Origin of the sequence: Nocardia elegans NBRC 108235 (assembly GCF_001612845.1) — a bacterium.
GTDB classification, from domain to species: Bacteria; Actinomycetota; Actinomycetes; order Mycobacteriales; family Mycobacteriaceae; genus Nocardia; species Nocardia nova.
The window spans coordinates 80,936-106,050 of record NZ_BDBF01000024.1; the positions used below are offsets into that span (position 1 = coordinate 80,936).

General features: G+C 68.9%; 26 protein-coding genes. 17 read left to right on the forward strand and 9 right to left on the reverse strand.

From position 1 onward, the window contains the following. Nucleotides 1–116: 116 nt before the first annotated feature. Genes NE2_RS18170 through NE2_RS18190 form a run of 5 tightly spaced genes read left to right on the forward strand, consistent with a single transcriptional unit; the run spans nt 117 to nt 5,794 of the window. Complete coding sequence (locus NE2_RS18170) at nt 117–596, forward strand: flavin reductase family protein (RefSeq protein ID WP_063027726.1); 480 nt, start codon at nt 117–119, stop codon at nt 594–596. Further along, entirely contained in the window at nt 593–1,867 is a 1,275-nt protein-coding gene (locus NE2_RS18175; protein ID WP_228797469.1) for an acyl-CoA dehydrogenase family protein, read from the forward strand. Before NE2_RS18170 ends, NE2_RS18175 begins: the two co-directional genes overlap by 4 nt. After that, nucleotides 1,864–3,252: an aldehyde dehydrogenase family protein gene (locus tag NE2_RS18180; RefSeq protein ID WP_063027728.1), complete on the forward strand. Its 1,389-nt coding sequence runs from the start codon at nt 1,864–1,866 to the stop codon at nt 3,250–3,252. Before NE2_RS18175 ends, NE2_RS18180 begins: the two co-directional genes overlap by 4 nt. Then, nucleotides 3,249–4,391, forward strand: a complete 1,143-nt coding sequence (locus NE2_RS18185; protein ID WP_063027730.1) for an FAD-dependent oxidoreductase — start codon at nt 3,249–3,251, stop codon at nt 4,389–4,391. Before NE2_RS18180 ends, NE2_RS18185 begins: the two co-directional genes overlap by 4 nt. Beyond that, nucleotides 4,388–5,794, forward strand: a complete 1,407-nt coding sequence (locus NE2_RS18190) for an aldehyde dehydrogenase family protein (RefSeq protein ID WP_063027732.1) — start codon at nt 4,388–4,390, stop codon at nt 5,792–5,794. The genes NE2_RS18185 and NE2_RS18190 overlap by 4 nt, the downstream gene beginning before the upstream one ends. A 58-nt stretch (nt 5,795–5,852) precedes the next feature. Here the strand turns inward: NE2_RS18190 and NE2_RS18195 are convergent, their stop codons facing one another. The 4 genes from NE2_RS18195 to NE2_RS18210 are packed head-to-tail and all read right to left on the reverse strand — an operon-like array spanning nt 5,853 to nt 8,656. After that, a complete protein-coding gene (locus NE2_RS18195; protein ID WP_063027734.1) occupies nt 5,853–6,431 on the reverse strand; it encodes a neocarzinostatin apoprotein domain-containing protein in 579 nt (192 codons plus the stop codon). A 9-nt stretch (nt 6,432–6,440) separates the two neighbouring features. Next, nucleotides 6,441–6,848, reverse strand: coding sequence for a neocarzinostatin apoprotein domain-containing protein (locus NE2_RS18200; RefSeq protein ID WP_084494132.1), 408 nt, complete (start codon nt 6,846–6,848; stop codon nt 6,441–6,443). 18 nt (nt 6,849–6,866) lie between these two features. Beyond that, nucleotides 6,867–7,445 carry a neocarzinostatin apoprotein domain-containing protein gene (locus NE2_RS18205; RefSeq protein WP_063027738.1) on the reverse strand — a complete coding sequence of 193 codons (579 nt, stop codon included), beginning with the start codon at nt 7,443–7,445 and terminating at the stop codon, nt 6,867–6,869. Next, the gene (locus NE2_RS18210; RefSeq protein ID WP_146165322.1) at nt 7,442–8,656 is read right to left on the reverse strand and encodes a hypothetical protein; all 1,215 of its coding nucleotides are present in this window, start codon (nt 8,654–8,656) and stop codon (nt 7,442–7,444) included. Before NE2_RS18210 ends, NE2_RS18205 begins: the two co-directional genes overlap by 4 nt. Before the next feature lie 254 nt (nt 8,657–8,910). On the opposite strand from NE2_RS18210, the gene NE2_RS18215 reads away from it, so the two are divergent. Genes NE2_RS18215 through NE2_RS18250 form a run of 8 tightly spaced genes read left to right on the forward strand, consistent with a single transcriptional unit; the run spans nt 8,911 to nt 16,589 of the window. Continuing rightward, a complete protein-coding gene (locus tag NE2_RS18215; protein WP_063027743.1) occupies nt 8,911–10,578 on the forward strand; it encodes a carbon-nitrogen hydrolase family protein in 1,668 nt (555 codons plus the stop codon). Beyond that, complete coding sequence (locus NE2_RS18220) at nt 10,575–11,384, forward strand: oxidoreductase (RefSeq protein ID WP_063027745.1); 810 nt, start codon at nt 10,575–10,577, stop codon at nt 11,382–11,384. Before NE2_RS18215 ends, NE2_RS18220 begins: the two co-directional genes overlap by 4 nt. Before the next feature lie 2 nt (nt 11,385–11,386). Beyond that, complete coding sequence (locus NE2_RS18225) at nt 11,387–12,328, forward strand: alpha/beta hydrolase family protein (RefSeq protein ID WP_063027747.1); 942 nt, start codon at nt 11,387–11,389, stop codon at nt 12,326–12,328. A gap of 10 nt (nt 12,329–12,338) precedes the next feature. Next, a complete protein-coding gene (locus tag NE2_RS18230; protein WP_063027749.1) occupies nt 12,339–13,460 on the forward strand; it encodes an aromatic ring-hydroxylating dioxygenase subunit alpha in 1,122 nt (373 codons plus the stop codon). Then, nucleotides 13,457–14,146 (forward strand): hypothetical protein, encoded by a 690-nt coding sequence (locus NE2_RS18235; protein ID WP_063027751.1) that lies wholly within the window; start codon nt 13,457–13,459, stop codon nt 14,144–14,146. Before NE2_RS18230 ends, NE2_RS18235 begins: the two co-directional genes overlap by 4 nt. Further along, nucleotides 14,143–15,057 carry a hypothetical protein gene (locus NE2_RS18240; RefSeq protein WP_063027753.1) on the forward strand — a complete coding sequence of 305 codons (915 nt, stop codon included), beginning with the start codon at nt 14,143–14,145 and terminating at the stop codon, nt 15,055–15,057. The genes NE2_RS18235 and NE2_RS18240 overlap by 4 nt, the downstream gene beginning before the upstream one ends. Further along, nucleotides 15,054–15,821 carry an SDR family oxidoreductase gene (locus NE2_RS18245; protein ID WP_063027755.1) on the forward strand — a complete coding sequence of 256 codons (768 nt, stop codon included), beginning with the start codon at nt 15,054–15,056 and terminating at the stop codon, nt 15,819–15,821. Before NE2_RS18240 ends, NE2_RS18245 begins: the two co-directional genes overlap by 4 nt. Nucleotides 15,822–15,845: 24 nt before the next feature. Beyond that, entirely contained in the window at nt 15,846–16,589 is a 744-nt protein-coding gene (locus tag NE2_RS18250) for a maleate cis-trans isomerase family protein (protein WP_063027757.1), read from the forward strand. A gap of 46 nt (nt 16,590–16,635) precedes the next feature. On the opposite strand, the gene NE2_RS18255 is transcribed toward NE2_RS18250, so the two are convergent. Further along, nucleotides 16,636–17,529, reverse strand: coding sequence for a DUF4437 domain-containing protein (locus NE2_RS18255; RefSeq protein WP_063027759.1), 894 nt, complete (start codon nt 17,527–17,529; stop codon nt 16,636–16,638). Nucleotides 17,530–17,610: 81 nt separating this feature from the next. On the opposite strand from NE2_RS18255, the gene NE2_RS18260 reads away from it, so the two are divergent. Then, nucleotides 17,611–18,177, forward strand: a complete 567-nt coding sequence (locus NE2_RS18260) for a TetR/AcrR family transcriptional regulator (protein WP_063027761.1) — start codon at nt 17,611–17,613, stop codon at nt 18,175–18,177. A gap of 34 nt (nt 18,178–18,211) precedes the next feature. Further along, a complete protein-coding gene (locus NE2_RS18265) occupies nt 18,212–18,955 on the forward strand; it encodes a maleate cis-trans isomerase family protein (RefSeq protein WP_063027763.1) in 744 nt (247 codons plus the stop codon). Here the strand turns inward: NE2_RS18265 and NE2_RS18270 are convergent. Then, nucleotides 18,938–19,780: an HpcH/HpaI aldolase/citrate lyase family protein gene (locus NE2_RS18270; protein WP_063027765.1), complete on the reverse strand. Its 843-nt coding sequence runs from the start codon at nt 19,778–19,780 to the stop codon at nt 18,938–18,940. The genes NE2_RS18265 and NE2_RS18270 overlap by 18 nt on opposite strands. A gap of 177 nt (nt 19,781–19,957) precedes the next feature. Between NE2_RS18270 and NE2_RS18275 the strand changes: the two genes are divergently transcribed. Both NE2_RS18275 and NE2_RS18280 read left to right on the forward strand, forming a co-directional pair. Next, the gene (locus NE2_RS18275) at nt 19,958–20,899 is read left to right on the forward strand and encodes an alpha/beta hydrolase (RefSeq protein WP_146165321.1); all 942 of its coding nucleotides are present in this window, start codon (nt 19,958–19,960) and stop codon (nt 20,897–20,899) included. 106 nt (nt 20,900–21,005) lie between these two features. After that, the gene (locus NE2_RS18280; RefSeq protein ID WP_063027769.1) at nt 21,006–21,422 is read left to right on the forward strand and encodes a YkvA family protein; all 417 of its coding nucleotides are present in this window, start codon (nt 21,006–21,008) and stop codon (nt 21,420–21,422) included. A gap of 65 nt (nt 21,423–21,487) precedes the next feature. Here NE2_RS18280 and NE2_RS18285 read toward each other — a convergent pair whose 3' ends face one another. The 3 genes from NE2_RS18285 to NE2_RS18295 all read right to left on the reverse strand — a co-directional run bounded on the left by NE2_RS18285 (nt 21,488) and on the right by NE2_RS18295 (nt 24,206). After that, entirely contained in the window at nt 21,488–22,474 is a 987-nt protein-coding gene (locus tag NE2_RS18285; RefSeq protein WP_063027771.1) for an FAD-dependent oxidoreductase, read from the reverse strand. Nucleotides 22,475–22,582: 108 nt separating this feature from the next. After that, on the reverse strand, nt 22,583–23,161 hold the full coding sequence (locus NE2_RS18290; RefSeq protein ID WP_063027773.1) for a hemerythrin domain-containing protein: 579 nt from the start codon (nt 23,159–23,161) through the stop codon (nt 22,583–22,585). 199 nt (nt 23,162–23,360) lie between these two features. Next, nucleotides 23,361–24,206 carry an SDR family NAD(P)-dependent oxidoreductase gene (locus NE2_RS18295; protein WP_063027775.1) on the reverse strand — a complete coding sequence of 282 codons (846 nt, stop codon included), beginning with the start codon at nt 24,204–24,206 and terminating at the stop codon, nt 23,361–23,363. Nucleotides 24,207–25,115 lie beyond the last annotated feature (909 nt).

The following is a 25,115-nucleotide window of genomic DNA, read 5'->3' on the forward strand; positions in this document are numbered from 1 at the left end:
TCTAGGCGGCGGATTTCCCCATGGGAAACACCATCCCCATGCGTTCCCCTTGCGCGACCAGGTCCATAGCGTTACCTTGTGCGTTACAGCGTTTCCACTACCGAAACGGAGTAGAGATGGATTCGCAGTATCTCCGTACGGTGCTGGCCCAGTGGGCGAGCGGGGTCGTGGTGATCACCACCCCCGCCGCCGGCGGTGGGCGACACGGCATGACCGCCAGTTCCTTCACCAGTGTGGCGCTCGATCCGCCGCTCGTCTCGATCTGTGTGGTATCGCAGGGCACCACCTGCCGGATGATCCACGACAGCGGCGTCTTCGCGGTCAACATGCTCGGCAGCGATCACCAGGAGATCGGACGCCGTTTCTCCGCCCCGGCGTCGGGTGACCGCTTCGCGACCGGACGCTGGCAGACGGCGGCCACCGGTGCGGCCGTGCTCGCCGACGCGGTCGCATGGGTGGATTGCGTTGTCGCGGCGTGCTATCCGGCCGGCGACCACACCATCATCCTGGGCCTGGTCCAGGATGCGGCCACCCCACGTCCGGCCGCACCGCTCATCTACCACGACCGCTGCTACCACGAGGGGATTGCCCGATGATCGGAGAACGACTCGTCGAACAGATGACCGCCGCGGAGCGTGACCGCGCCCGCCGCGTCGAATCGGTGCTACCGGCGCTGCGCGCGGCGGCCGAGGAGGCCGACCGCACCGCCACCTTCCCGGTCTCGCATATCGCGCTGCTCCGCGACGCCGGCCTGCTGGGGCTGGTGGTGCCGGAAAAATTCGGCGGCCTCGGCGGCACACTGCGCGATCTCGCCGCCGCCACCTACGCCATGGGCACCGCCTGCCCGTCCACGGCACTGGCCTACTTCTTCCACAACACCAGCGCCTCGCGCGGGCTGCTGCCGTTGGAGGCCATCGACGCGGGACTGTTCGACGACGCGGAGATTCCGGTGGTGCGCGCCTTCGCCGAGAAGGTGCTCACCCGGATGGCCGACGGGGTGTGGCTGGCCAATTTCGCCTCCGAATCGGTGAAGACCTCCGCCGCCAACATCACCATCGCGACGACCGCGACCAAGATCGACGGCGGCTGGATTCTCAACGGAGAGAAATCTTTCGGCTGCGCGACCGGCGTCGCCGACTACTACCTGACCTCCGCGAAACTGGACGGTTACGATACCGCGGAGGGTCTGGCCACCTTCTTCGTGCCACGCGCCGCCGACGGGGTGAGTGTGCGGGCACCGTGGGACGGTCTGGGAATGCGCGCGACCGCCAACAACGGCATCCGGCTCGACAACGTGTTCATCCCCGACGACGAAGCGCTCGGTGTGCCGGGGGCCTTCACCAAGATGCTGACCATGAGCCGCGGCAGTTTCGTCGGCAATCAGCTCGCCATCGCCGCGGTCTACACCGGATGCGCGCAGCGGGTGTACGACGAAATCCTCACCGCGACAACGACGAAGACCTTCGCCGATACCGGCGAGCCGATCGCCTCCTCACCGGTGCATCAGGTGCTGTTCGGCGAGATGACCCGCCAGCTGGAGACCGCGTACCTGTGGTTGCGCTATCAGCTCGCGGTGGAGACCGCGGAGGTGCCGTTCAAGCCGAAGCAGGAGGTGTTCGCGCAGTGGCGGCTGGGTAAGGGCGCGGTCACCGAGGCGTGCTTCCAGGTGGCACTGGGCGCGTTGAAGGCGGGCGGGACATCGGCGGCGTCGATGAACGGTGTCGCCGGCCGCGCACTGCGCGATCTGGCCATGGGGCTGGTCATGACCTTCCCGGCCGAACGCGGACTCCTGGAGGTGGCGCGGATCGTCACCGACGCGCGCGCCAACGACCTGTTCGCCACCGCGCCGGCGGAGGCCGCGAAATGACGATGCACCTGCCCGCGATTCGCGATCTGATCGACGACGCCTGGGAAACCCCCGGCACGGAACTCGATGGGACGCTGGAAGATCCGGCCACCGGGCAGGTACTGAGCCGTGCGGTCGCCACCACCGCCGACCGGCTCGAGCGCGCTCTCGCGGTGTCCGACCACGCCGCCGGACGCATCGAGCCCGAAACCCTCGAGGCGATCGCCGACGACCTCGAACCATGTCTGGAACGCATCGCCGAACTGGATGCCTTCGCGACGGGGGTGCCGCTGCGGCAGACCCGGCCGCTCGGGGCGATCGTCGCCGGTTCGTTCCGCCTGGCCGCCGACCGGATTCGCGCCGGCGCACTGCGCGCCGATCGCGACGGCGTGGAAGTGCATCGGCTGCCGCTGGGGCCGGCGCTGTGCCTGGTGCCGTGGAACGCGCCCGCGCCGATGGCCGCGCACAAGGTCGCCAACGCCCTCGCCGCCGGCTGCCCGGTGATCCTGAAGGTGAGCGAATCGGCGCCCTACAGTGCTGTGATACTGGCCGAGGTGATCGCCGAGCGGGTACCGGCGGGCATGTTCCAGCTGGTGCACGGCGATGCGGACACCGGCGCCCGGCTCACCGCCGATGCCCGGATCAAGGCGGTGTCGTTCACCGGTGGTGTGGCGGGCGGGCGGGCAGTGGCGGGCGCGTCGGCGCCGCTGTTGCGGCCGTGCCAGCTGGAATTGGGCGGGAACAATCCTTTGGTCGTCCTCCCCGACGCCGACACCCGGACCACGGCGCGGATGGCCGCCGAACTGCTCACCACCCTCAACGGGCAATGGTGCCGGGCGCTGGGACGGCTGATCGTGCCCGCCGCCCGCGCCGGCGAATTGAGGGAGGCCATCGGTAAGGAGCTCGCGACGCTGTCCATCGGCCCCCCACTGGATCCCGGCACCGACATGGGACCGCTCGTGCACTCACGGCATGTGGCCGCGATCCGCGCCGTGCTGGACCGCAGCGGACACCACGCGTACGGCCTGGTGCCGGAGTCTGGAAATTATTGCGCTCCAGCATTTCTGGACGGTGACTCGCCCGAGGAGATCTTCGGTCCGGTCGCGGGGGTCGTCACCTACGACCGAGTCGAGGATGCGGTGCACATCGCGAACGCCGTGCCCTACGGCTTGGAGGGCTACGTCTGCGGGACGGACACCGAATTCGCGCTCGCGGTCGCGCGCCGGATCCGAGCGGGTGAGGTGAAGGTGAACGGCTCCTCGATCATGAGCCTGCATCCGATGACCCCACGCCCTGCCTGGGGCATATCGGGACTCGGCGAAGAGGGGACGTCCGAGACCCTGCAGTTCTTCACCGGCGCACGGGTCGTCGGCGTCGAGGGGCGCTTCGCGCTGCACACGTCATGAGTAGGGTGGCGATCGCCGGCGCCGGTCCGGTCGGGCTCACCGCCGCCCTGGTGCTGGCCCGCCGCGGTGTGGAGGTCACCGTCCTCGAGCAGGGTCCGGGTCTGGCGCACGAATCGCGCGCGTCGACCTTTCATCCGCCCACGCTGGAGATGCTGCGCGACCTCGGCGTTGTCGACGCTCTGCTGCGAAAAGGACTGGTAGCGCCCACCTTTCACTACCGCGAGCGTGGCGGCGACCCGGTGGCCACCCTCGATCTCGGGGTGCTGGCCGGTGACACCGATTTCCCGTTCCGGCTGCAGTGTGAACAGAGCAAACTCACCCCGATCCTGCTCGACGCGCTGCCCGGCTCGGCGCGGGTGCGATTCGGGCATACCGTCGACGGCGTCGAGGCGGGAACCGAGGGCGTGCGGGTGTCCACCTCGGGCGGTCCGGTGCGGTGTGACTGGCTGATCGGCGCCGACGGGGCGCATTCGGCGGTACGGCGTGGGATCGGCGCCGAGTTCGAGGGCAGTACCTATCCGGAGCGGTTCCTGGTCGCCTCGGTCGACGAACAACTCGACGGGGCGCTGCCGGGTATCGCCCCGATCAACTACGTGTTCGACCCCGACGAGTGGCTGGTGCTGCTGCGCACGCCCGACCACTGGCGAGTGCTGCTGCCGACGCCCGCGGATACCGCCGACGATCTCGAATTGCGCTGTCTGCCCGAACGTTTGGCGCGGGTGGCCGACCTCGGCCGGCCGTGGCGGATCGCGCACGCCTCGCTGTATCACGTGCACGAGCGGGTGGCGCCGCGGTTCCGCTATGGCCGCGTGTTGCTGATGGGCGACGCCGCGCACGTGAACAATCCGCTCGGTGGGCTGGGGATGAACAGCGGCATTCACGACGCGGTACGGATGGCGTCCGCTCTCGCCGACGTGCTGGCCGGCGCGCCCGACGAGCTGCTGGAGCGGGCGGCTCTGCAGCGCCGGAGGGTGGCGGTCGACCATGTGCAGCGCACCAGCCGGGCCAACTGGACGAGCTTGCGCACCCACGATGCCGAATACCGCCGTGGTCTACGAGAATTGGCGGCCGATCGCGCTGCGACCCGCGTCTATCTGCGCCGCGCCTGCCTGATGGACAGCCTGGAGCCGACGGCGTGAGGATCGAACGCGAGAATCCGGCTCATCCGGCCGAGATCGTCGGATCCGTACCGGTCACCGAACCGGAGCAGGTGGATGCGCTTGTGCGGCAAGCGGAACGGAGGGTTCGCGACTGGTCGCGGCGGTCGTTGAACGAACGGCTGGATCGCCTCCGCACCGCCGCCGACGACGTCGCGGCGAACCGGGAGGCGCTGGCGCTCCTGCTCGCCCGGGAGTCCGGCAAGCCCATCGCCGATTGCCGGGGCGAAATCGGTTTCGCGGTCACGTATCTGCGCTGGCTCTGCGGTCGGGCCCCGACGGTCCTCGCCGACACCGAGATCGACGATGCACAAGGACGGTTGCGGATCGCATCGCGCCCGTTCGGGGTGATCGCCGCGATCACACCGTGGAACGCTCCGATCATTCTGGCGGTGGTGAAACTCGGCCCCGCTTTGGCCGCCGGAAATACGGTGCTGCTCAAGCCTTCACCGCTGGCGCCGCTCGCGGTATCGGCGGTCGCAGGCGCGCTGCCGGAGACCACCGTGGTGCACGGCGGGCCGGAGCTGGTGCGGGAGCTGATCGCCCATCCCGCGGTCGGGAAGGTCGCCTTCACCGGCGGCGAGAGCGCTGGGCGCAGTATCGCCGCCGCGGCCGGGCAGGCGCTGACACCGGTGGTGCTCGAACTCGGCGGCAACGATCCGGCGGTCTTCCTCGATGATTTCGCGCTCTCACCGGACGATTACGAGCGCCTGGTGCTGGCCTCCTTCGCCACCTCCGGACAGGTGTGCATGGCCGCCAAGCGGCTCTACGTGCCCGAACAGCGGGCGGTGGAGTTCCTGGAGGCGTATACCGCTGCGGCCCAGCGGATTCTGCGGGTCGGCGATCCGGTCGACGAGGGGGTCACCATGGGCCCGGTGGTGACGCGCGCCGCCGCCGAACGACTTCGGGGGCTGATCGTGGAGGCGGGCAGCCGCGGACGTGTGATCCCGTTGGCGACAGGTCCGGTGGGAGAAGGCTATTTCGTCGACCCCGTGATCGTCCTGGATCTGCCCGACGATGCCCCGCTCGTGTGCACCGAACAGTTCGGGCCCGCCGTACCGCTGCTCACCTACCGCACCCAGGACGAAGTCCGAGCTCGCGCCAACGATTCCGCGCTCGGATTGGCAGCGTCGGTGTGGTCGGCCGACGAGGAGCGCGCCTTCGACTTCGCCGCCCGACTGGAAGCCGGCTTCACCTTCGTCAACACCCACAACCGCACCGGAATGGCACTGCGCGCCCCGTTCGGCGGGACCAAACGCAGCGGATACGGCCGGGAATACGGCGACGAGGGACTACGTGAATACGTGCAGACCACCGTCACCCACCTGCCCGCAGCGTTCCGCGCCGGCGGTGCGGGGCTGTCCGCTCGTGCCTACCCGCACTGATCCGCATACGTGCTCGCCCCTGCGCGGACACCCGCACAGGGGCGAGCACTCACCCGGCTCAGGTACGACGTCGCCGCCGCACCAGCAACGCGGCCACCGCGAGCACCACGACGACGATCACCACGACCGCGACGACAATCGCCGTCGTCTGCGAACCCGATGAATCACTGTCCGCTGCGGCGGCTTTCGGTGTCGTCGCGGCAACCGCGGGCGCATGGCCGAACGTCAGCGGCACCGAGGCGAGGATATGGCCGGGGTCGGTAAGGCTGGTAACGGCCAGAGTGCAGGCGCCGGGCGCCGCTGTGCAGTCCACCGCACCGACCGACGCGGTCAGTGTGATGGTGGTGCCGCGCATTCCGGGCTGCCAGGCGCCCTGCGCGTCGGCGGAGCCGAGCAGCGAGGCGCCGAGATTGCAGTCGGTGGGCGCGACCACCTGCGGTTTACACTGGCCGACCGCCACCTGAGCCAGATTGGGTGGCAGCCCGTCCACGGCGACGGTGACGACCTCACCGACGGTGACATCGCCGGTCGGCGAGGGATGCAGGGTGGGTCCGGCCGCGGCGAGCGGGGCCGTCGCCAGCAACGCGACGGCAGTTGCCGCCGCGCCGACGGCACTGCGAAAGATGTTGCGTCTCATGGTTTCACCTCATCCGAAACTGAGGGGAATCGAGGCGAGGATATTGGTCGGATCGGTCAGGCTGGTGACCGCGATCGTGCACGCTCCCGCCTCCGCCGTGCAGTCCACGCCACCGACCGAGCCGACCAGGGCGATACTGCCCGCCTCCCAATTGCCCTGCCCGTCGGCTGTGCCCAGCAGTGAGCCGGCGAGATTGCAGTCCGAGGGGCCGGAGATGTTCGCCGTGCACTGCCCGACCGCGACCGAGGCCAGATCGGGCGCCAGCCCGCTCACCGAGACGCTGATGCTCTGTCCGACCGCGACACCACCGGACTGGCTCACCGCGATCGTGGCAGCCTGAGCGGGCGCCCCACCGAACATCGCGACGGCGGCGAGACCCGCGAAGACCGCGCTCACCAGGTTTCTGGTTCGAAACATGTGCTCCTCCTGGATTTCCTAGAGCCGCCGCCGGTCGGCGAGGGCGATTGCGGCGACGACGACCAGCAGTGCCGCCGTCAGCGACCACAGCACCGCGGACGGTCCGCGCGTGTCGGTGGAGCCCGCCGCCACCGTGCCTGCCACCGGCACAGCCGCGGGCGGTGGGAGGCTCGAGCCCGCGAAAACCACGGGGGTCACGGCGGAATTGGCGGCGATGACTCCGGCGGGTTCGGTACCGGGCAGCGGCGCGGCCGCGATCACGCACTGCTGGCGCAGACAATCGATGTTCTCGAACTGCGGATGCAGAGTGAGCACGAGCGTCGGAAAGGTCCCGTCGGAGGCGATATTGACGAAGGTGGCGCCGCCGTCGAGATCGCAATCGTTCAACCCGTTGGTATAGCCCTGTTTACACAGCCCCACCGCCACCGCCGCGAGGCCGGGCTGGAAACCACTGCCACCCACCGTGACTCGCTGCCCCTCCCGCAGGTCCGTGGTGGTGTCGATGTGCAAGGCGGCGACCGTATCGGCCGCGGCGTGTGCCGCGATCGCGGCAGCGAACGCGAGGCTCAGTCCGCCCCGTAGTAGTGCGCGTTTCATCGGGCGCCTCCTTCGACGGCGATCTCGCTGGACTGTGGGGCGGTGGGACGCGCGTCCGCATCGGCGCGGCGGTCGACGGTCTCGGTTCGGCTGCCGCCCGCCGGCGTGCGCGCGATCGCGAGCGCCGCCAGCAGCACCGGCACGCCGGCCGAGGTCAGCGCGGAGCCGGTCCCCCACAGCCGGCCGCAGGCGACGGCGGCGCCCAGGCCACAGATCCCACCGACCGCGACGACGAGTCCGGTCACGGCACTCCACCACTGTTCACTGCCCGGAAGTCGCTGTCGCAGCTCGTGATCCATCACCGAGAGGCAACGGATCGCCGCCGTGGCGGTGACCGCGACACCGGCCATCGACTGCCATGCGCCCGGTGCCGTCGCTACCAGCACCGGGCCACCGGCGGCGAGTATCAGCAGCGGCGGCACCGCACGGAGCCGGTATCCGCGCACGGCGACCACGAGCACCGCCGGGACCATCGCGACGGCCAGGCGCGCAGGGTGATCGGCGTCGAGCACATTCCAGCGAAACAGCAGCAGATGCAGGGCCGGCAGCACCGTCGCCCCCAGTGCGAATCCGACTGCGGCATATCCCGTCCATCCGCCCAGCGCGGTACCGGCCACGCGCAGGCCGCCCGCGACACCGCCGAACGATGTGTTCCGCACCGACATCGGCGATCCGGCCGCGATCACCACACTCCCGGACACGAACAGCGCCATGCCCGGTTGTCCGCCGCACGCGCCGGCCAGCACCGCACCGGCGAGCGACGCGACCGTCACTGCCGCGTAGCAGACTCGGACACCCGCGACGGCCCGAGCGGTCACGAGCAGCGGTCCCGCCGCCACACCGGCCACGAGCACACCGCACAGGAACGCGGGCGCCGACGAAAACAGCGCTGCGACAAGTATTCCCACGCCACCGAGGACGGCGAGCGCGCCGGCGCGGCGACTCGATGCGGTGAACCGGAGCCGCACACCCGGCACCACCGTCAGTCCCCCGAGCACACCCGCGGTCAGGGCGATATACCCCACGACTACGCCGGGCAGCCCGACCACACCACCGAGCGGTTTGCTCAGCAAGACGATCTCGATGCCCGTCATCGGCCCGGTCGCCGCCGCGGCGAGGGCGAGCAGCCACATTCCGGTCCGGCTCGCGGGGAGCAGTTCAGCTTGCGTGGCTCCGGACCCGGGCCGCGCTCCCGCCGGTGGTGTCGTCATTCCTCACCTCCGCCCGCGTTTCGCAGAAAGAAACACGGTTTCGCAGTTGCCATATTGAACCGTCGGCAACGATGGCTGTCAAGCGAGAACAAGCACGTAACGGCGTGGAAACAGCCGATTTTCGCGATCCGGCAAGGATTGCGGCAGAAATCTCCATCGCCCACTGGACAGATGCGCGGCACCGGTACAGAATCGCAACTACTGGAAACAGTGTTTCGTTGTACGAAACGGGTTCGACAAGGAGGTGCGCGCTCATGACGCGAGTGGCCGCCGTCCAGCTCGCCGCCGGCAGCGATGTCGCGGTCAACCTCGCCACCTGCCTGCGCCTCATCGACGACGCCGCGGCCCACGCGCCGGACCTGGTGGTCCTGCCCGAGTTCTGTAACCACCTATCGTGGTACGCCGACCGCGACCATGCGCACCGAATGGCGTGCCGGATCGGTGATCGATTCCTGGGCGCGATCGCCGAACGCGCCGCGCGGCATCGGATGTACGTCAAGATCGGGGTGACACTGGCCCGCGAGGACGGCCGCACCACCGGCACCAGCCTGCTGTTCGGGCCCGACGGCGCACTGCTCGGACAGTCCGACAAGCAGATTCTGATGGGCGCGGAGAACGATCACCTCGACCCCGGCGACTCCGATTCCGAGATCGTCGACACCCCGCTGGGCCGCATCGGCCTGTATGCCTGCATGGAGGGCGTCATCTGCGAGGTGACCCGGTCGCTCGCGGTGCGCGGGGCGCAGCTGTTGCTCAACAGCCTCAATTCCTTCGCCACCGACGAGGCGAGCCTGCACATTCCGGTGCGCGCGGCGGAGAACAAGGTCTGGGTGGTGGCGGCCAACAAGGTCGGCCCGTTGCTGCCCGAAGACGAGCTGCCTTCGATCGCGGCCGGGCTGGGGGTGCCGCCGGATCGGTTGCACGGCGCCGGCGAGAGCCAGATCGTCGCACCGGACGGGACAACGGTGGCGCGCGCACCGGCACGCGGTGAGGCGGTGATCGTGGCGGATATCGATATCGGTCTCGCCGACGACAAACGGCGCCCGGACGGAACCGATGTGCTCGCCGCCCGCCGCCCCCGGCTCTACGCCCCGTTGCTCGACATCTCGCCCCGGCGCGCACCTGCCGGTGCGCAGACCATCCCCGCGGCCGCGGCCCTCGCCGATCCCGGCCTCATCGGCGATATCGCCCACAGCGGCGCCGCATTGATCGTGCTGCCGGCGCTGACCGGCACGGCGTCGGCCGAGCCTGCACCCGCGACGGTGTCGATTCCGGAGGTGGCGGCGGCGCTGCGGGGGACGGCGGCGCATGTCGTGCTGTCCCTGCGCGACGGCGACGCCCATGTCGGAGTGCTGGTGAACGCGGAGGGTGTGGTCGGATATCAGCGCCAGCTGCACCGCACCGAACGCCATCCATGGCTGTCGGATCTGGGCGACGCGCTCGAGATATTCGACATGTCCTGGGGCCGAATGGCTCTCGTGGTCGGTGACGATGCGCTGTTCCCCGAAACCTTTCGCCTGGCCGCGGTCCGGGACGCCGATGTGGTGGCGGTGCCGCACGCTCTCGGCGAACCCTGGGAAACGCGGCTCGGCCTGCCGGAAAGGGCGGCCGAGAATCGGCTCAATATTGTTGCCGCCGCCGTGGATTCGACCGGGGCGTTGGCCGGTTCGATCTACGCGCTGAGCCCGGATTTCACTTTGTGGACGGCCTGGAGCGGGCCGTTCACCGGCGTGATCAGCACCCCGCAGGTGACCTCCGCCCCGCCCGGCGCGGACCGAGTGCAGGCCGACATCCGACCGGCCCAAGCCGTGAACCGCGCCGTATCCCGGGGCACCGATCTGGTCGCGGGACGTCCCGCTGCCGCCGTGTCCGCCCTCCTGCGCGAACCCGCCACCGCGACAACCGAACCGGAGCTGCCATGAGTGAAACCGTGCAACATGTCGAGCAGATGGTCGACGAGAACCCCAGAACCGATGTCACCGAGACATTTTCGGAATGGCAGGAGCTGCTGGCCGGACTGCAGGCCGAGATCGCCGGCCGGTTCGAGCTGACCCGCGACCCCAGCACCGCCGACCTCGACTCCTACGGTGACGCGGCGACAGGGCCGTCCGGCCGCCTCGCCGCCTACGCCGGACCCGAGATCGACTGGCTGGTGCATTCCTGGATCGGCGATCCCCGCACCGGTTTCGTGAATATGCACCTCACCGCGTGGCTCGGGCCGCAGGTACGGGTACCGCATCTGGCGTCGGCGCTGCTGCTGTGGCCGCAGGGCTGGTTCTACGTGGATGCGGTGCCGCGCGGTGATCTGGTGGGCGACGGTGACTATTACGACCGCTACTACGCCGAGGCCGAGGAGCCGTGGCTGGCGTTCAAGGCGGACCATCCCGACTTCACCTGGTTCACCAGCCGCACCGGATTCATCCGCACCAGCCTCTCACCGGTCGCCTACTGCTATTCCTTCCCGCCCACCCGCCCCAATCTCGACACCGTGGCCGAACTGCTCACCGTCAAGGTCGACCGATGGCTGAGGTGGGTGGACGCCGCCGAACCGGTGCCCGACGACGAGCGCGCCGACCTCGTGGCCCGGGATCTGCGGATCCGCCGCAACATCGCCGAACGCGATCCCGCGAACGTCATGGGCGAGCGCATGTTCGGACCCGAACTCACCCAGCGACTGGTACGCGCCCTCTGGGGCGGCGACCGGGTGCTGCCGCGGCCGGTGGGGTGAACATGAGCCTGATCCGCTCCCTGTGGTGGTCCGCGCGCACCGACGGCGACGCACCCTTCGACACCGCCCACCTCAAGCTCTACTACCCCGCCGTCGCCTCCGGCGACGATGCCGAGCGGCTCACCGGGGTCTTCGCCCCCGATCCGGCCGGCGCACCCTATCCGGTGGTGGTTTTCCTGTCCGGCGTCAATGTCGGGCAGGACAGCTATCGCCGATTCGCGACCGCGATCGCCGAATCCGGTTATGTGGTGGTCACCTTCGATCGCGTCGCCGATCTGTTCGGTGGGCAGCGCGGGCTCACGCCCGGTGTCGATCTGGCCGCGGCGCGCCCCGGCACCTACGGAACCAGACCCACCTGTCCGACCATTCCGGCGGTCCTGGACGCGCTGACCGAACTGAACGACACCGGACCGTTGCGCGGCGCACTCGATCTGGAGCGCGTCGCACTGGGCGGGCATTCGGCGGGCGGCACCGTGGTGTTGCAGTCGGCGCGATACTTCCCTTGCGTGCGAGCGGTTTTCGCGTGGGGTGCGCACACCATGGTCGCCACCATGCTGGGCTGGGACCCGGGTACGGTGCTCCCCGCGCAGGTGAACTGCCCGGTGCTGCTGGGTGTCGGCGGCAACGACGGAGTGATCAAGAGCAGCGCCGACCGCTACGGCGAGGGCGAGGATCGTCCGGATCCGGTAGCCCGCACCTTCGCCGAGGCACTGCCCGAGGGCGATCATCTGCTCGCGATCGTGCCCGGCGCGAACCATTTCGGCATCGCCGACGCCGATCCGACCGCGGCCCGCGCATTCCTCGACGGCCCCGCGGAGTCCGATGCCCTGCCCCGGTTCGCGCGGCTGACCACACTGTTCCTGAACGCCCACCTGAAGGATTCGGCGACCGCCCACGACGAACTGTCGGGTTTCGACGACGGACTGCTGCTGAAGCGGCGCTGAGGAGATCACGGTGCTCAAGAACTTCTGGTACGCACTGGAATTCGCGGACAAGGTCGGGCGCACACCACGCCGGGCGACCTGCCTCGGCCAGGACTTCGTGCTCTACCGCACCGAGTCCGGCGCGCCGGTCTGCCTGTCGGATCTGTGCGTGCACCGCGGCGGCGCCCTGTCGCTGGGAACGGTGAGCGGGGACTGCGTCACCTGCCCGTACCACGGCTGGCAATACGACTCCAGCGGCGTGTGCGTCCGCATCCCCGCCAACGCGCCCGAACGGGCCATCCCCCGCAAGGCGCGAGTCGACGCCTATCCGGCGGTGGAGCGCTACGGCATGGTCTGGGCGTTCCTCGGCGATCTGCCCGAGGCGCAGCGCCCCCCGATTCCGGAGATTCCGCAGTGGGAGGATCCGGCGTTCCGGGCCGTGCAGTACGAAATGGTCATCGACGCCAATTACGAACGGGCCTTCGAGAACGTGGTGGACGCCTCACACACGCCCTTCGTGCACGGCACCGCGTTCGGCAACCCGGACAAGCCACAGATCCCCGATTTCCGGATACGGCAGACGGACTGGTCGGCGGAGGCGGATATCCCGCTGAGCCCACCACCACCGAAGGGGCTGTGGGGCCTGCTGTTTCGCGGCAAGCCGATGCCGGAGCACGTGACCGTCACCAATGCCTGGTATCTGCCGAATATCGTGAAACTGCATGTGCGGCTGCCGATCGGCGATCTGATGCTCTACGACTTCAACATTCCGCTCTCCCAGAACCGCACACTGATCAAGATTCTCGGCTTCCGCAACTTCTTCACCGGCGCCTGGGCCGACGGCAACGCCCGCAAACGCATCGAGAAAATCCTGCTGCAGGACAGGCCGGTGGTGGAATCCCAACGCCCGGAACTGCTTCCGTTCGACTTGTCCGACGAGCTGCATGTGCGCAGTGATGCCCTGCAGGTCGCCTACCGCCGGCGCCGCGCCCAGTTGATCAAGGACGGCTGGTGGCTCGGCGGCGACGATGTGATCACCGGCGACTCGCCGCGGCGCAGGGCCACCGTCATCGCCTCGCCGGCGCGCCTGGACGATCCCGAACTCGCCGCCGCCTGGGTGCACAAGGCCCGCCAGGGAGGAGATCAGCGATGAGCCTGCCCACCACGCTGAGTAAGCGGGTCCTCGAAACACTTTCCAGCGCAACGGGTTCGACCGTCGTCGAGGACAGAGCGCTGACCAGCCCCATGTCACCCGAACCGGTGGGCAGGCTGCGGGTGTTGCGCGGCGGTCCGATCGACAAGGTGGTGACCGTCGATCTGGTGGTGCCGCCCATCGGCCTGGACAGCCATATGATCTTCGCGTTCACCGCGGCTGATTCCGCGGTGCCGCATTTCACGCTCGACGCGGTCTACGGCGGCGAGTACTACGCCATGCATCTGGACCTGATTCCGCGTGCCGATCTGGCGGTGAATCTGGACTATCTGGACGCCGCCTATGTGCCGTTGACACCGTTGCTGGATGCGGCCTGGCAGCTCGACGGTGTCTCACCGGCCGCCATCGGTCCCCGGCAGCGGGCGCTGATGTCGCCGTGGATGGTGGTGTGCCGCGCGAGCGAACCGGCATTCGAGCAGCTCACCGAGACCGTCGACGCGTATCTCCACCATTGGCTCACCCTGCTGGACAGAGGAGTTCCGACCCCGGATGCCGATCTGCCGGCCCGCGATCGCGCGAACCGCGCCAACCTGTTCAGCCCCGAGGTCGATCCGGTGTGGCATCAGGTGACCCGCCTGCTGGGCGCCGAGCAATCCGAACAGGTGCGCCGGGAGTTGCGGGGATGAGCAGCGCCGAGCCGAGCCGCTGGCAGCAGCGCATCGCGGGCGAATGGGTAGGGCGGCCCTCGCTGTTCGACGCCGAGGGCGTCTGGCTGGGATTCGAGGATATCCGCCGGTCCTCGGTGTTCGAGGACGGCACGACCACCTACTACATGGACGGCGGGCTCACCGGCGGCGGGCGGCTGGCCGGGCGGTTCGCCCTGGGCGCCCCGTTCGAATTCGGCGTCCTGGACTCCGACGGCGATCGCATCTACACCGGGCCCGACTTCTACGGCTCCGGACAGCCCTACGGCGGATTCGTCGACGCCCACTACTACGGTCCCGGCTGGCAGGTGTCGCTGAACACGTGGAATCAGACGATCGACGACACCCAGGTGTATTCGTCGGTGCTGTATCAGGGCCCGGCGATGGTCGGCGTGTTCACCGGCCTCTACACCCGCGATCCGGGCCTCGCCGAGGAGCGAGTGGATACCGAAACTCGCTGCGGCGGAGTGACATTCACCTTTTCCACCAAGGACGACAGTCGCTATGCCGGCGATCTGGAACTGTGGTCGGTGGAGCAGCGCACCCTCGGCACCGCTCGCATGACCCGCACCGTCGCGCCCCGCGACCTGCTCACCGCAGCGCATCGACTCGAGCTCGCGGGACCGCTCGAATCCGAGATCAATATCGTCGTCCGTCGCGACGGTGCCCGCACATTCCACGAGGGCCCCGATGCGTTCGGTAACGGATTAGCATGCGGCCGAGCCAATTTCGTGCGGCTGCACCACCGAGACGGCCGCCGGCTGATCGGCCGGGAATTCATGATGGACGCCGAACCGGGGATGGGCGCCGGGTCCACTCTCGCGGTCGCCTATCAGCTGTTCGAGCACAACCGGCTGTCAATGATCATGCACGGCGTTCTGGAGCGACAATGAGCAACGTGGTCATCACCGGCGGCACCCGGGGTATCGGATTGGGGATGGCCCGGGCGCTGCTGGCCCGCGGCCATCGCGTCGCGGTCTGCGGCACCGACCCGCAGCGGATCGACTCGGCACGCGCCGAACTCGGGGAGGCGGCGGTGGTGCTGGCCGCCGACACCACCGATCGCGACGATCTGCGCCGGCTGTGGGATGCGGCGGCGCGACGATTCGGCGCCGTGGACATCTGGATCAACAACGCCGGCGTCTCCCAGACCCGCGCACCGATGTGGGAGCTGCCGGACGCCGTAGTGCGAAAGGTGATCGACACCAACCTGATCGGCGTCCTCAACGGGTGCGCGGTCGCGGTCGCCGGCATGTCCGAGCACGGCGGCCACATCTGGAATATGGAGGGGTTGGGCAGCGACGGACGCACCGTACCCGGACTCGGCGTCTACGGGGCCAGCAAGCGTGCGGTCGGCTACCTCACCGCGGCGCTGGCGAAGGAGGTCCCGCCCGGCGTCTCGGTCGGAGTACTCAGCCCCGGCATGGTCACCACCGATCTGCTCACCCACGGATACACCGACCCGGACGAGTTGGCCAAGGCCCGCAGGATCTTCGCCATTCTCGCCGATCCGGTGGACACCGTCGCGCCCTGGCTGGCCGAGCGGGCCGTCACTCGCACCCGCAACGGTGCGCGAGTCGAGTGGCTGACCACGAGCAAGGTGATCCGCCGCTTCGCCGCGGCACCGTTTCGCACCCGCGACCCGTTCGCCGCGTAGCCGATTGCAGAAGGAGTTGGTTCGATGCCCGACGTCCTCGGCTGGCGAGCCAAATTCGGGGTCCTCGCCCCGTCCACCAATACCGTGGTCGAGCCCGATTTCGCCCGCCTGGGTGTGCCCGGGGTGACCGCGCATTTCGGCCGCATCCACATCCGCGACCAGGATATGAGCGACGACGCCGGAATGGGCCGGCTGCTCGAGCAGATTCGCGACGAAATCGTCGCCGCGTGTGAGCGGGTGCTGACCTGCGAACCCGATTACATGGTCATGGGAATGTCGGCCGAGACGTTCTGGGGCGGCGTCGAGGGCAACCGGCGCTTCGTGCGCCAGATCCATGAGGTGACCGGTCTCGAGGTCGCCACCGGCGCCGAGGCGTGCCGGCGCGCATTGGCGCTCTACGGAGCGCGCCGTATCGGTGTGGTCACGCCCTATCAGCCGGTGGGCGACGAGAATGTGGTGCGGTTCTTCGGCGAGCTGGGGTTCGAGGTGAAGGCGATCAAGGGATTGCGCTGCCCCACAGCGGTTTCCATCGCCCACGTCACCGAGGACGAGCTGCGGTCCGCACTGCGCGAGGTCGACGGTGACGGCGTGGACGCGCTGGTGCAGTGCGGAACCAACCTGTCGATGGTGCGGTTGGCCGACGAGGCCGAGCGCTGGCTGGGCAAACCCGTGCTGGCGATCAATGCGGCGACCTGGTGGATGGCGTTGCGCGACAACGGGTTCACCGATCGGATCGAGGGCGCGGGATCACTGCTGCGCGACCACTGACGGTCCCGTGCCCCTTCCGGCGCCATGGAGGGGCACGGGTCGCGGCCTACTGGTAGCTCGGATTCGCCCACGCGCCGATGGATTTCGACCGGACCGGTTCGATGAACCGCGGCGCCGCTGTCTCCGGGAAGTCCGGTCCCCAATTGGTGGCATCACCCGCCATCGACACGCTCGCATTCTCGGTGTACCAATCCACCAGATCCGCGTCCGAGCGGATGATCCAGGTGCAGCCGCGCTCGGCGTCGGCGGTGAAGTCACCGTGCCGGATGTACGGCGGGCGCCAGAAGTAGGTACCCGGCCACATGGTGCCGAAGTTGTACTCGAAACCGCCATCGAGGCAATAGGCTTCCTCGCTGCACGGATGATGCGCCAGCGGCACCTCTCGCCATCCCGGCTTCGCCTTGATCAGACGGGTGTAGAAGCCGGTCTTCTCGTCGCGGTGCAGCAGTTTGATGTAGAGCCCGGGGACGGGGGTGCCGCCCAGATCGAACCGCATCGGGCTGCCGTCCTTCACATCGATCCACGGCATCGACGCGGTATCCAGGACGACGAGTTCCTGGTCGGGACGCACGAAGTCGCGATCACCGTCCGCCAGGTCGAACCCCCAGCCGCCGCCCTCCCGGAACAGCAGAATTTCCGTGCCGCCCACCGCCCGGATCGGCGGCGTCCACACCCCGGCCGGCGCCGTCCAGTAGCCGTCGGGGCCGAGTTCGTCGTCGCCCACGGTTATTCGACCGGACAGCACGAACCATTCGGTGTCGGCCACGTGCACGCCCGCAGGCCGGGACCAGTCGCTGGTGAACCGAACCTTCAGCGAGGCCGAACCGTCCTCCTCGTCGTAACTGAGGTTGCGTTGTTCGGCACTGCCTGTGGCGCGCTGGAACTCGGCGCGGTGCCAGATCAGATCTTTTTCATCGATGAGCTCTACATGTGGACGCACGGGTCCTCCTCCCGGAGCTGACTTTCCGATACGAAATGTAGTGCTTATCAATAAGCAAAACAAGATGTATCGTTTATTACCGTGAACAGACCCGGACGTCCTTCCGGACCGGCCACCGAAACCGCGGAGATCGTGCTCACCGCCGCGCTGGAACTGGTCCTCACCGAGGGCGCGGCCGCCCTGACACCCCGGCGGCTGCACGCCATGACAGGCGTCGCGCGCACCACCATCTATCGCCATTGGCCGGCGCCCAAGGACTTCCTCGCCGCACTCATCACCGTCGCACCCCACCCCTCCCCCGAGCCGACCGGCGATCCGGTCGCGGATCTGCACGGTGAGGTCGACTCGCTCTGTGATCGACTGCGCGACAAGCCCGTTGCGGCATTCCTTCGCGCCCTGGTGACCGCCTCGGTCGCGGACCCCGAATGCGCCGAATTGCGCCACCGATACGTCAGCGACCTGCTCGCGCCGTTCCGCGCCGCGGTGCGCCGGGCCGGAGTGCGGGAGCACGCGGTGATCGAGGAGATCGCGCTGTCCATCGTGGCGCCGCTGCTCGTGGACGTCCTGCTGCTGGACGGCCCCGTCGACCGTGACCGTGCACACCGCGCGGTCGATCGGGCAATGGAACCCAGTTCCGGTCGTCGTTGAGGCGGCCGATCGCAGCGAGCGAGGAGACCTCGAGATGACCAATGCCGTGGGAACCCGCGCCGTCTTCGGCGTCATCGTGCCCAGTACGAATACCGTTGTCGAACACGACTATTGGCGGGCCGGGCTGCCGGGAATCAGCTACCGGGCCGGTTCGATGTACATTCCCGACCCGGTCATGGGCGACGACGACGACTTCCGCGCGCTCCTGGGCCAGATCCGCGCCTCCATCGATACCGCGGTGCGCGATGTGCTCACCGCCGAACCGGACCGCATGGTCATGGGCATGTCCGCGGAAACGTTCTGGGGCGGGATCGAGGGCAATGCGGCCTTCGAACAGCGGCTGCGCGAACGCACCGGCCTGCCGGTGACGACGGGGGCGAGTTCGTGCCGGGCGGCACTGCACGCCCTGGGATGCCGCCGGATCGCGGTGTTCTCGCCGTATCAGCCGGTCGCCGACCGGGAGGTGGGCCGGTTCTTCACCGAGGCCGGCTTCGAGGTTGCCGCGATCACCGGCCTGCGCTGCCCGACCGCCATGGATATCGCCAAGGTCCGGCCCGACCGGCTGCGCACGGTGGCGGCGGGCCTGGACGGGCCGCACGTGGAGGCGATCGTGCAGGTGGGCACGAATCTGTCCTTCGTGGCCACGGCCGACGAACTCGAACGCGAACTCGGCAAACCGGTGATCGCGATCAATGCCGCCACGCTGTGGCATGCGTTGCGGGAGCACGGGATCGACGATCGCGTCGAAGGAGCCGGCCGACTACTGCGCGAACAGTGACCGGTCGCCCGCGTCCGCCAGCAGTCGCCGGGCGCGGCGGACGACGGCCAGATCGACCATTCGGCCGTCGGCGTCCAGCACGACGCCACCGGCCGCGGCGTCGAAGCGTGCCACCAGATCCCGGGCGCGCGTCAGTTCGTCCGCGGACGGAGTGAAGACCGCGTTGACAACCGGCAGCTGCGCGGGATGGATACAGGCCCGTCCACGAAAACCCAAGCGCGCCAACGCTTCGGTGCTCTCGCGAAGTGCGGCGAGATCACGGAAGTCGGTGCTGACGGGAGCCGGCGGCGGTTCGATTCCAGCGGCCACGCTCACCAACACCAGCTGAGTGCGAATCGCCAGCAGCTCGGCGCGGTCCGGCCCTGGCGCCATCCCCATATCGGCGCACAGATCAGCCTCACCCAGCTGCAGTCGCAGCACCCGCGGGGCCGTGGCGATCTCTCGGGCGGCGAGCACCGCGGTTGCGCTTTCGAGCAGCGGACAGATTCCCACGACACCCGGCGCCGGCTCACAGCCGCTCAGGAGTTCCGCCGCCGCGCGGACCTGGTCGGCCGATTCGGTTTTCGCCAGGCAGACCGCGGCGGGTCCGGCGGCCGCCACCGCGCGCAGATCGTCGGCGTCGTCGGGATTCACCCGTACCCAGATGCGTTCGCGGCTCGCCGCCGGGAGCGGGGCCAGCCATGCCGACACCAGTTCACGTGCGCGGGCCTTCTCCCCTGCCGGGACGGAGTCCTCGAGGTCCAGCAGAACCACATCGGCGGGTCCCGCCAACGCCTTGTCGAACAGTGCCGGACGGTTGCCCGGGACATAGAGCGCCGATCTCATCAACTACCCCTCGCACCGGCTCGGGAATCGCCGTACTATTTCCTTGGAAGAAACACCGTTTCGGTGAATGAAACATAGCGGTCTCGGCCCGGGGCTGTCCACCCATCGGGGTCCTCAGGAATCCCCTCGCGGTCGGCTCGCCGCGCCGAAACCGGCTGCCCGGCACAGGGAGTCGCGATGGCCCGTCGAACTTCGGCCCTCACCGTCATGGCCGCGGCATGCGTCGCCGCTCTCGGATTCGCCCCGGCGGCCGCCGACTCGCCGGGTGTGCCGGGGACGATCGCGCTACCGTGCGCCGGGGCGCCCCTCGAGCAGCATGCCGACTGGTATCTGCCCGCCGGCCCACCGCGCGGACTGGTGTGGTTGCAGCACGGGTTCGCCCGCGCCGACGGCAATGTCGCCGCACTCGCCGCTCGCTTGGCCGGTGCCGGCAACCTCGTCTTCGCGCCGAGCCTGCCGTTCATGAACCTCTCGGGCTGCACGTTGCAGAACCTCGGCGACAATACGCCGTTCCTGGATCAGGTGGCCCGATTGTTCGCCACCGCAACCGATCCCGCCGGCCCGCTGGCCGCCGCCCTCGCCACCGCCGCCGAGCACGCCGGCGTCACCGCACCCGCCCTGCCGCGGCCGTTCGTGTTCATCGGCCATTCGGCCGGGGCCGAGGCAGTCGAGTACGTCGCCCACCGCCTGCACATCAGCGCGCCGCAGACCTGGCCGGATCTGCGCGGACTGATCCTGCTGGATCCGGTGAAATCGTTCCTCGGCACCAATACCGACACCGCTCTGGCCGATCTGGACCCCACCGCCCTGCCGATCCTCACGATCTCCGGCCCGCCCGGCCTGTGCAACAACTTCGCCGGCGGCACCGCCGCCCTCCGAACACACCTGCACCGGCCGTTCGTCGGCATCCGCCTCACCTCCGGCGAACACACCGACGCCGAAGGCCCCTCCAGCGACGCACTGGGCGAATTGCTCTGCGGCACACCGCAACCCGCCAATTGGGATATGCTCGAACGAACCACCACGGCATGGACACGCGCCTACTTCACCGGCACCACCGACTATTCGGTGACCTCGCCGACCATCGGTCTCCATGTCGAGACCCTCACGGGGGCGTAAGCGGCTACAGGTCACCGCCGCTGGATCGGACCCGTGACCCCGTCGGCGTCCACCTCCGGGGACCCCACCGCCCACCGACACGACACGTGATGGTGGGATACCGATCGTGACCGTGTCGTGGTGGTGGGATCTGCTGATCGCGGTCGCCGCCGCGCTCATCGTGTGCTGGTTTGCGCTGATCGCGGCGTTGATCATCGTCCGGCCACGCGGCAACCTGCTGCGGGAAGCGATGCGGATCCTGCCCGACACCCTGCGCCTGATTCGCCGTCTGGCCGCCGACCGCTCGCTGCCACGCGGTGTGCGGATCCGGCTCTGGCTGGTGCTGGCCTACCTCGCCTCACCCCTGGACCTGATCCCCGACATCATCCCCGTCATCGGCTACGCCGACGACGCCATCATCGTCACCGCGGTCCTGCGCAGCGTCGTCCGGGCCGCGGGCCCGGAGGCCGTCCGCGCCCACTGGCCCGGCACCGACGACGGCTATACCGCGCTCGCCCGGCTCACGGGCCTGCCGGCGCGGTGACAGTCATCGGCGCCTCGCTCGCTGGGCGGTTTCGCGGTCGGTGACGATCTGCTTGCGGCGTTGTGTCATCGCTTCGGCGGGAGAGGCGGTGCCGACGATCGCGTCGAAGACCGCACGGGCGTCCTCGAGCGCGTCGCGGGCACCCACCCCGGTGCCGGAGTGATCGCGTGGTCGGCGTCGCCGATGAGGATCACCGAATCCTGCGGTGCGCGTGCGCCTTCCAGCGGGACGTTGCGGGCGTTGCTGACGTGCACGAGTTCCGTCCGCGACAGGAAGGCCGACACCAGCGCCCGGCTGGAAGGCGTTGCGGCCAGGACGGTTTCGGCCCACTCGTCGACGGGACGCATCCCGATATCGTCGCGAGTGCCGGGGAGGGGATCGCGCGGGATCCGCACGAACCACAGGGCTGCGGGGTCCTCGGGGCGCCAGATGTGGCCGAAAGTACTTCCGGCACTGCCGTCTTCGGCGACCTCGGCGAAGAAGTGGAGAACCGCGGGGGTCGTGGGCGGCGGCGGATCCAGTGGCGTGCCGGTCATTCCGTACAGCACGACGTCACCGGCGTAGACCGGTGTGCGGGCGGGTTCCAGTGCGGCCCGGACGACGGAGTCGATACCGTCGGCGCCGATCAGCAGCTCCTCGGTGGTGACGACGTCGGAGCCCCGCCAGATCGCGTGATCGTCGTCGCCCACCGTCACGTCGGTGATCGGCTCGCCGTAGCGCAGGTCGGCGCCGGAGCCCGCGACGAACTCCGACAGCACGCCCATGAGGTTGCGGCGCAACCAGAAACGATGTCCGCGGCTGGGCATTTCGCTACGACGGCCGCGACTGTCCTCGTAGTCGAGTCCCGCGAGCGGATACGACACCTCGTGCAGCGCCGAGCGATCGACGCCCATCGCTTCCATCGCCTCGTGTCCGCGCCCGTCGATGAACAGAAACGCCCCGGCTCCGGGACCCGGGCGCTGTTGTTCGTAGAGCGCGACCCGCTGCCCTTGCCGCGCGAGACCACCGGCCAGGCAACTGCCCGCGATCCCACCACCGATAACGCTCACCATGTCCTGCGACCTCCTGGCGTTGTCGTGCCGGCGGCCATCCGCCGGAAGAGGCACTTGTCCAGAGTGCCACGCGCATCGGAACATTCGCCGAGGACTGATCGACTCCCCTCAGCTGGGCGGAATTCGCTTCAAACTGCCCACACCGAGCGATCCGTTCCCCTCGCCGCGCAGCGCCGCCTCCGCCGCGCGGACGTAGCCGGCCGGATCTTTGTCGACGGGCACGACGCCCGCGTAGTTGCGCGCCTCGTACGCGGCGAAGGCCACGGCGAGCTGATGGCGGCGCTGCAGTCCGGCCAGGCGGCGAAAGTCGGTGAGCCCCTCGCGCTCCTCCTCGGCCATGTGGTCGCTGTTGGCCAGGTTCGCCGCCGCGACAGCCGCATACCACTCGTCGGTGCCCACCTGGTGCCGCCCTACGTCGGCGACCGCATCCCTGATCTCGTTGTGGTCGTGGATGGCATCGAGTGTCTCGTCCTCCGCCCCGCTCGCACGCCGCGCCGCGATCCCGACCTGCAGCAGCGCGGGATAGAAGATCTCCTCCTCGGCCTGCGCATGCAGCTCGAGAAACGCCGCCAGCCGGTCCCAGATAGCGCCCAGCGCACCGGTGTCCCCGCGATCGATCTGCTCCAGGATCGCGAACAGCCGCCGCTGCTCGTGATGGTCATCGAGGATCAACTGGGTGATATCCACATTTCCTCCCTGACACCGCATCGCAGGCAAGTACCGGACCCGGGGACCGGCTGCCGCGCAGGTAGCCGGGACGTCCCCTGGACCCGACCATAACGCACCCGACGACGCTCACATCTCCCTGCAGTTCACGCCGAAAAAAACGCCCGGCGGCGAACAAGTCCTCGATACCGGGGCCGGCGATACTCTCGACGATGTTTGCTCAGCCGATGCCGACGAGATCGGCCGAGGCAGTCCACAGTTCGTCGATGAGGCGGCGGTTGTGTGCTTGCGGGGACTCGGGGCCTCGCGCTCGGTGCCGATGGAAGTAGACGCCGTTGATTTCCGGGTCGGCGCCGCGGCCGGCCAGTTCGATCAGGGGTTCGGCGCCGCGGGCGGGGGTGATCGTTCCGACGTGGCGCAGGGGGGTGCGGTAGAGCAGGCCGACGGCGCGGGAGTCGCGGCCGAAACTCGACGCCACGGGCCCGGGATGTACTGCGGCGGAGACAATTCCGTCCGACGACCACCGCTCCGCGATACCGCGGGTGAACATGATGTTCATCAGCTTGCTCGTCCCGTAGGCGCGCCATCCGAAGGCGCGGCGGCGCCGGTAGTCGAGGTCGGAGATGTCGACGTGCCCGAACAGGTTGCCGACGCTCGCGGTGTTCAGCACGAGCGCGCCGTTGACGGCGAGCTTGTCGTGCAGCAGATTGGTCAGCAGAAACGGGGCCAGATGGTTGATCTGGAAATTGGGTTCGTGCCCGTCGACGGTCCGCTGTCGCGGCTCGAAGAGACCGCCCGCGTTGTTGAGCAGCACGTCGATCGAGCCGACATGGTCACCGATCTGCTCGGCGAGACCGCGCACGTCGTCGAGAACGGCGAAATCGGCCGTGAAGGCGGTCGCACCGGTGTCGGCGGTCACGGCGGCGAGTTTCTGCGCCGACCTGCCGACGATGACGAGGTCGACATCCGGGGCGGCCAGCGCCCGGGCGGTCACCGCTCCGATGCCGTCGCTGGCACCGGTTATGACGATCGTGCGTCGCGAGTTCGAGGATCGGCTATCTGTCACCAGGGTCTCCAGTCGGTGGATGCGTGGCGTACAACCGCGCGAGCTGTCATCGATTGTGTGGTCGTCCGACGTGATCGCGGCCGGTGACCGCGATCGGCGTCTCCTGCCTCGGCGGGGTGTCCGGGTCAGCGCCCGGCACTTCCGTATGCCACCAGCTTAGAATTCGGTCGACGATCGGCGCTCGTCTCTGCACCCAGCCGACGTGGTCGTTACTCGCGCCTCAGGTATTTGCCCCCTGCTATCGCGCCATCGACCGCGGCGAATCGACGGATCGAACATCACCCGGAACCTCCCGGGCCGGGTCAGCGCAAACCCAACATAGGCCACCGCGATGCCACCGAGACCGGCGATGTCCACCACCTGGCTCCGGGGACATCGTGTCGACCGACCGAACGAGGAACCCCCGGGGCGGCCCACAGCGGTACCGGTGTGGTGTAGCGCCGACGACGCTGTGCGGCGATAAGCCGAGCCGCACCGCCGCCACGAAACCCGGGTCGCCGTTCACGCCGACCGTCGCCGCGATGTGCTGCGGCAACGAACCCCGGTTCGGGCGGTGCCGGTGACGTCGTTACTTTCATCCGATCCAGCCACGCCGAACATTCAACTTTCTACGTTGCTGTCAGCGTATGCACCGACGGAGCGCCCGACCCGAGTAGACCGCTACTCGAATTTCGCAGTGGCTTCCCGCATTTCGCTGCGCAGGCCCGGTCCTCGGCCTGCGTGAGGTGGCGCTGCACGTCACGGTGTGTCGTGCTGACGAGCATCCCGCAGTGCGTCGCGCGCGGTCGAATACGGCCTGTGGGGTCCGGCACGCAACTTGTCGAAGGTGGAGGCCCGCCGCGCCGCAGCGTTGGGGTTCACGCCTACTGCTACGGCGGGCACGCCATGAGCGGTGAAATCTCAGGTCAA

What these genes read in the sequence shown, in the direction of transcription:
- NE2_RS18170 (WP_063027726.1), top strand. Translation starts at nt 117, where the DNA reads ATGGATTCGCAGTATCTCCGTACGGTGCTGGCCCAGTGGGCGAGCGGG.
- NE2_RS18175 (WP_228797469.1), top strand. Translation starts at nt 593, where the DNA reads ATGATCGGAGAACGACTCGTCGAACAGATGACCGCCGCGGAGCGTGAC.
- NE2_RS18180 (WP_063027728.1), top strand. Translation starts at nt 1,864, where the DNA reads ATGACGATGCACCTGCCCGCGATTCGCGATCTGATCGACGACGCCTGG.
- NE2_RS18185 (WP_063027730.1), top strand. Translation starts at nt 3,249, where the DNA reads ATGAGTAGGGTGGCGATCGCCGGCGCCGGTCCGGTCGGGCTCACCGCC.
- NE2_RS18195 (WP_063027734.1), bottom strand. Translation starts at nt 6,431, where the DNA reads ATGAGACGCAACATCTTTCGCAGTGCCGTCGGCGCGGCGGCAACTGCC.
- NE2_RS18200 (WP_084494132.1), bottom strand. Translation starts at nt 6,848, where the DNA reads ATGTTTCGAACCAGAAACCTGGTGAGCGCGGTCTTCGCGGGTCTCGCC.
- NE2_RS18205 (WP_063027738.1), bottom strand. Translation starts at nt 7,445, where the DNA reads ATGAAACGCGCACTACTACGGGGCGGACTGAGCCTCGCGTTCGCTGCC.
- NE2_RS18210 (WP_146165322.1), bottom strand. Translation starts at nt 8,656, where the DNA reads ATGACGACACCACCGGCGGGAGCGCGGCCCGGGTCCGGAGCCACGCAA.
- NE2_RS18215 (WP_063027743.1), top strand. Translation starts at nt 8,911, where the DNA reads ATGACGCGAGTGGCCGCCGTCCAGCTCGCCGCCGGCAGCGATGTCGCG.
- NE2_RS18220 (WP_063027745.1), top strand. Translation starts at nt 10,575, where the DNA reads ATGAGTGAAACCGTGCAACATGTCGAGCAGATGGTCGACGAGAACCCC.
- NE2_RS18225 (WP_063027747.1), top strand. Translation starts at nt 11,387, where the DNA reads ATGAGCCTGATCCGCTCCCTGTGGTGGTCCGCGCGCACCGACGGCGAC.
- NE2_RS18235 (WP_063027751.1), top strand. Translation starts at nt 13,457, where the DNA reads ATGAGCCTGCCCACCACGCTGAGTAAGCGGGTCCTCGAAACACTTTCC.
- NE2_RS18240 (WP_063027753.1), top strand. Translation starts at nt 14,143, where the DNA reads ATGAGCAGCGCCGAGCCGAGCCGCTGGCAGCAGCGCATCGCGGGCGAA.
- NE2_RS18245 (WP_063027755.1), top strand. Translation starts at nt 15,054, where the DNA reads ATGAGCAACGTGGTCATCACCGGCGGCACCCGGGGTATCGGATTGGGG.
- NE2_RS18250 (WP_063027757.1), top strand. Translation starts at nt 15,846, where the DNA reads ATGCCCGACGTCCTCGGCTGGCGAGCCAAATTCGGGGTCCTCGCCCCG.
- NE2_RS18265 (WP_063027763.1), top strand. Translation starts at nt 18,212, where the DNA reads ATGACCAATGCCGTGGGAACCCGCGCCGTCTTCGGCGTCATCGTGCCC.
- NE2_RS18270 (WP_063027765.1), bottom strand. Translation starts at nt 19,780, where the DNA reads ATGAGATCGGCGCTCTATGTCCCGGGCAACCGTCCGGCACTGTTCGAC.
- NE2_RS18275 (WP_146165321.1), top strand. Translation starts at nt 19,958, where the DNA reads ATGGCCCGTCGAACTTCGGCCCTCACCGTCATGGCCGCGGCATGCGTC.
- NE2_RS18285 (WP_063027771.1), bottom strand. Translation starts at nt 22,474, where the DNA reads ATGGTGAGCGTTATCGGTGGTGGGATCGCGGGCAGTTGCCTGGCCGGT.